General features: G+C 66.0%; 4 protein-coding genes. 3 read left to right on the forward strand and 1 reads right to left on the reverse strand.

Annotated features, from left to right (window positions below; translation table 11 throughout):
* From VGD20_RS02545 to VGD20_RS02555, 3 genes are all read left to right on the forward strand, one after another.
* The coding region (locus VGD20_RS02545) for a (2Fe-2S)-binding protein (protein WP_331132948.1) at nucleotides 1-483 on the forward strand (483 nt) is incomplete at its 5' end.
* A 147-nt stretch (nucleotides 484-630) separates the two neighbouring features.
* The gene (locus VGD20_RS02550) at nucleotides 631-1,650 is read left to right on the forward strand and encodes an RcnB family protein (RefSeq protein WP_331132949.1); all 1,020 of its coding nucleotides are present in this window, start codon (nucleotides 631-633) and stop codon (nucleotides 1,648-1,650) included.
* Between the two features lie 160 nt (nucleotides 1,651-1,810).
* The gene (locus VGD20_RS02555; RefSeq protein ID WP_331132950.1) at nucleotides 1,811-3,091 is read left to right on the forward strand and encodes an amidohydrolase family protein; all 1,281 of its coding nucleotides are present in this window, start codon (nucleotides 1,811-1,813) and stop codon (nucleotides 3,089-3,091) included.
* 9 nt (nucleotides 3,092-3,100) lie between these two features.
* Here the strand turns inward: VGD20_RS02555 and VGD20_RS02560 are convergent.
* Nucleotides 3,101-5,317, reverse strand: a 2,217-nt coding sequence (locus tag VGD20_RS02560) for an EAL domain-containing protein (RefSeq protein ID WP_331132951.1), incomplete at its 5' end; no start/stop codon positions are given.

Consider the following 5,317-nt stretch of genomic DNA (forward strand, 5'->3'; position numbering starts at 1 on the left):
CTGTGGGCGCTTCGCGACGCGTCGAACCTGACGGGCACCAAATATGGCTGCGGCACCGGCGAGTGCGGCGCGTGCACCGTCGACATCGACGGCGAGGCGATCCGCAGCTGCATGGTCACGATTGCCGAATGCGAGGGCCGCTTCGTCACGACGATCGAGGGGCTGTCGCGCGACCGCAGCCATGCGGTGCAGCAGGCGTGGGTCGCCGAGCAGGTGCCGCAGTGCGGCTTCTGCCAGTCGGGAATGATCATGGCCGCCGCCGCGCTGCTTCGGGCGAACAGCAATCCCAGCGACGCCGAGATCGACGCCGCGATGACGAATATCTGCCGCTGCGGCACCTATCCGCGCATCCGCACTGCGATCCGCCTCGCGGGTCGCGTGCTGCGCGGCGAAGAGCGCATCGCTGCCGCGCCGCCGCCTGGCATCCGCCCCGAAGACGCAGCCCGCGCGGTGCCCGCGCTGCGCCTGCCGCCGGGCAGCTGAACTCCGGCCCGCGTGGCGCGTTGTTCATCTAGCTGAACCGCAGGCAACGGCACGGTCAGCCGTCGATCATCTTGCCAGTGGTAAGAATCGCTTCATCATCCCGGCTGGCGCCTCCAGCAAACGGGACATGAGTTGGAGAATGGCGAGATGAAGAAGATGTTCGGAGGGTTGCTGATCGCTGCAACGATCCTGACTCCCATCGCCCCGGCCGCCGCACAGGCATCGGGCGAGCGGGTGCAGATCGCGCAAAACGGCGACCGCAGGGATCGCGGACCGCGCGGCCCCGAAGCACGCCGCGGCGGCAGCGAAGCGCGGCCCCAGCGCCAGCAGCCGCAGGCTCAGCGTCAATCGCGCGAAATACGCCAGCAATGGCAACAGCGCGGCAATGATCAGCAGCGGCAGGCGCAACGCCAGCAGTGGCAGCAGCGCGGCAACGATCAGCAGCGCCAGGCGCAGCGCCAGCAGTGGCAACAGCGTGGCAACGATCAACAGCGTCAGGCGCAGCGCCAGCAGTGGCAGCAGCGTGGCAACGATCAACAGCGTCAGGCGCAGCGCCAGCAGTGGCAGCGCCAGGCCGAACAGCGTCAGCGCGGCGGCACCTATGATCGCAACCGCGACGGTCGCACCGACCGCCAGTGGGACCGCAACCGCGACGGCCGGGTTGATCGTCAGTGGGATCGCAACCGCAACGGCCAGGTAGACCGTCGCTACGACCGTAACCGCAACGGCGATCTCGACCGGCGCTGGGACCGCAACGACAACAACCGCGTCGATCGCCGCTACGACCGCAACCGCAACGGCTATGTCGACCGGCGCTATCGCGACGGGCGCAACGACCGCTGGGACCGCAACCATAGCCGCTGGAACCGCGACTGGCGCAGCGACCGCCGCTACGACTGGCGCAGCTACCGCGACCGGAACCGCAGCTATTACCGTATGCCCCGCTATTACAACCCGTATCGCGGCTATGGCTATACGCGGTTCAGCATCGGTTTCACGCTCGGCTCGCTCTTCTACGGCCAGCGCTACTGGATCAACGATCCGGGCTATTACCGCCTGCCGGCCGCCTATGGGGGCTATCGCTGGATCCGCTATTATGACGACGCGCTTCTGGTCGATACCTATTCGGGCGAAGTGGTCGACGTAATCTACGATTTCTTCTGGTAATATTCCTTTCGGTTACCCGAAGACAAACTGAGGGGCTGGCTTGTCCAGCCCCCTTTTTTAGGGCTGGTCGGTTCGAAGGCCCCTCTTTTATATCTTATACGCTTGCCCTCCCCCAAGCGACGCGGCACAGGATGCCCCCGAAAGAAACAGGGGAGCAGATATGCGAAATACGGGTTTGGCGACCGCCGCGGCGGTCACGCTGGCGCTTCTGGGCGCGGGGTCGGCAGAGGCGCGCACGACGGTCATCTATGCCGGGCACATCATCACCGATGCCGACAAGCCCGCGCAAGGCCCCTCGACCGTCGTCGTCACCGACGACCGTATCACATCGATCGCCCCCGGCCGCGCCGACGCCCCGGCAGGCGCCGAAATCGTCGATCTCGGCGACAAGACATTGCTCCCGGGCCTCATCGACCTGCACGTCCACCTGACCGGCGATCCCGGCGACGATTATCGCGCGGCCGCCGTCGATCCCGACGAATGGGGCGTCGTCGTCGGCGCCAAGAACGCCCTCATCACGCTGCGCGCCGGCTTCACGACGGTGCGCGAAGCCGGGTCCGCGCAATATACGGCCTATTCGCTTCGCCGCGGCACCGCGAACGGCTTTATCGAAGGGCCGCGCATCGTCGCTGCGGGCCCGCCGCTGTCGATCATCGGCGGCCACGGCGATGTCACCGGCTTTCGCGAAGACGTCCATGACGTGCTCGATCAGGGCTATACCTGCACCGGCCCGCTCGAATGCGCCGAAAAGGTGCGCAAGGCCTCGCGCGCCGGTGCCGACGTCATCAAGATCACCGCCACCGGCGGCGTGTTGTCGCAGCAGGGCCGCGGGCTCGAAGGCCATTTCACCAGCCCCGAACTGCAAAGCATCGCCGATACCGCCCATTCGCTGGGACTGAAGGTGATGGCGCATGCGCATGGCGCTGGCGGGATCAAGGCGGCCGCGGCTGCCGGCATCAACAGCATCGAACATGGCACTTTCGCCGACGACGAAACGCTCAAGGTCATGAAGGCCAAGGGCACCTATCTGGTGCCGACGTTGATGGCGTTCGAGGGGATCCGCGAACGGCTCGGCAAGGGCATCTACACGCCGACGGTCGAGGAAAAGGTGCGCATGACGCTGAACGACGTCGGCAAGGCGGTCGGCCGCGCCAAGGCGCTCGGCGTTCCGATCGCCTTCGGCACCGACGCCGGCGTGTTCGAGCATGGCCGCAACGGCGGCGAGTTCGCGCTGCTCGTCAAATATGGGCTCACCCCGCGCGAGGCGCTGGCGAGCGCGACCACCGTCGCGGCGAAACTGCTGTCGATGGAAAATGAAATCGGCCGCATCGCGCCGGGCATGTCGGCAGACCTGATCGCGGTCTGGGGCGACCCGTTCGCCGACGTCAGGACGCTCGAAAAGGTCGACTGGGTGATGGCGCGCGGCCGGATCGCCGATTGATCGAAGGTCTCACGCGGCGCGGCGGACCCGTCCCCGCGCCACGGTGGCCGTCTTCGGCCCGATCAGCGCATCGATATCGACCGCCGCGGCGAATTTGACCCCGACGCGATTGCCCGCCGACCAGCGCGCTTCGGCTTCGAAAATCTGATCGGCCCCGAACTCGAGGATCAGCGGCGTTCCCGCGGGGACGTTCCACAACCCCTCGACCAGCGCACCGCGCGACGACATGTTGCGGACGATCGCCTCATAATGATGGCCGCCGCTCGATACCTGGATGGTGCGGAAGATGGTAAGCCGCGGCTCGCGCGCGCTTTTATAGCCATTGGCCTCGACCCGGCCGCCCCCCTCGCGCAGCAGGGCCAGCACCTCGACCAGATCCATCGGCTTGCCATAGATATAGCCCTGCACATGGCTGCACCCGAGCCCGCGGATCAGTGCGAGATCGTCGTGTGTCTCGACCCCTTCGGCGGTGGTTTCCATGTTGAGCGCGGTCGCAAGCCCGACGATCGACGAGATGATCGCGGCATTCATGCTGTTCGGATCGGCGGCGCCGAGCACGAAACTCTGGTCGATCTTGATCTTGTCGAACGGAGCCTTCTTCAGATAGCCGAGCGCCGAATAGCCGGTGCCGAAATCGTCGAGCGCCAGCCGCACCCCGGTGCGCTTCAGTTTCTGGAACATCGCCAGATTCTCGGGGCTTTCGTCAAGGAAAACCCCCTCGGTGATCTCGAGTTCGAGCTGTTCGGGGCGAATGCCCGCCGCCGACACCGCGCTCAGGATCGTCGCGGGCAATTTCTCGTTCGCGAACTGCCGCGGCGAGACGTTGACCGCGACGCGGTAGCCGGGGCCGAGATGCGCGATCGCCGCGCAGGCGGAACGAATGATCCATTCGCCGATCGGAACGATCAGGTTCGATTCCTCGGCGATGGGGATGAATTTCGACGGGCTGATCAGGCCTGCGGTCGCGTGATGCCAGCGAATCAGCGCCTCGAAGCCCGTGATCCGCTCGCTCCGGACATCGACGATCGGCTGGTAGAGCAGCTTCAGCTCGTCTTTCACCAGCGCGTCGCGCAGCGCATCCTCGATCGCCTTGCGCTCGCTCGCCTGGTTATGCATCGCATCGGCATAGAAACGATAGACCCCGCGCCCCGCGTCCTTCGCGGCATAGAGCGCAAGGTCGGCGTTTCGGACGAGTGCCGACGCATTGACACCCCGCCCGTCGGATACGGCAATCCCGATCGACGATCCGATACGCACCTGCTCGCCTTCGATCGAAAAGGGTTTGGCCAGGCTGAGAATGATCGCATTGGCGATCCCCGCGAGCTTTTCCGGCTGGCTCATCTGCGGAACGACGATCTGGAATTCGTCGCCGCCAAGCCGTCCGACCTGCCCCTTGTCGCCGACGATCTGCGTCAGCCGCCCGGCGACCTGCTGCAACAGCTGGTCACCGACGGGGTGCCCCAGCGTGTCGTTCACTGCCTTGAACCGGTCGAGGTCCATGAGCAGCAGCGCGCAAGGCTGCGACTGGCCGCTATGGCTGCGCAGCGCGCGTTCGAGCAGGTCGGTAATGTGGCGCCGGTTCGCGAGGCCGGTCAACGTGTCGTAGCGGGCAAGCTGGTTGATTTCGCGCTCCGACCTCTTCTTGTCGGTGAGATCGGTGCCGCTGCCCCGGAAACCCTGGAAATTTCCGAGTTCGTTGCTGATCGGATGGCCCGAGATCGACCACCAGCGTTCTTCGCCCTGCACCGCGGCCTGAACGGTCAATTCCTTGAATGGCGTGCGCGACGACAGGCTGAAGCCAAGCGTACGCTCCTCGCTCTCGTCGTTGCCGATCCGCTTGCGGATGATATCGGTAAAGGGCTGGCCAAGCAGATCGGCGAGCGGCCGTTCGAGCCGCGACGCGACGGTCGGCGAAATATAGACGAGCTGGCCATAACGGTCGGTTTCCCAGAACCAGCCGCGCCCGGCGCGCTCGAAATCGCGCATCAGGTTGAGCGCGCGCTGCTGGTCGCTCATGGAAATGCGCGCCGCGCGCGTCGCGCGGCGCTGATGACGGATATCCTCGCGCATCATCACGATCAGCAGGCCGAGGAAGACGAGCCCGGCAACGCCGAACGGCCACGACGCGACGCCGATCGCGCCGCCCAGCGCGGTCATCCCGGCGAAGGTGAAAAAGGCAGGGCGGACGACCGCGACCGCCGAGGCGGCGACGAGCAGCGACCCGAT

The organism is Sphingopyxis sp. (genome assembly GCF_036402335.1).
GTDB lineage: Bacteria > Pseudomonadota > Alphaproteobacteria > Sphingomonadales > Sphingomonadaceae > Sphingopyxis.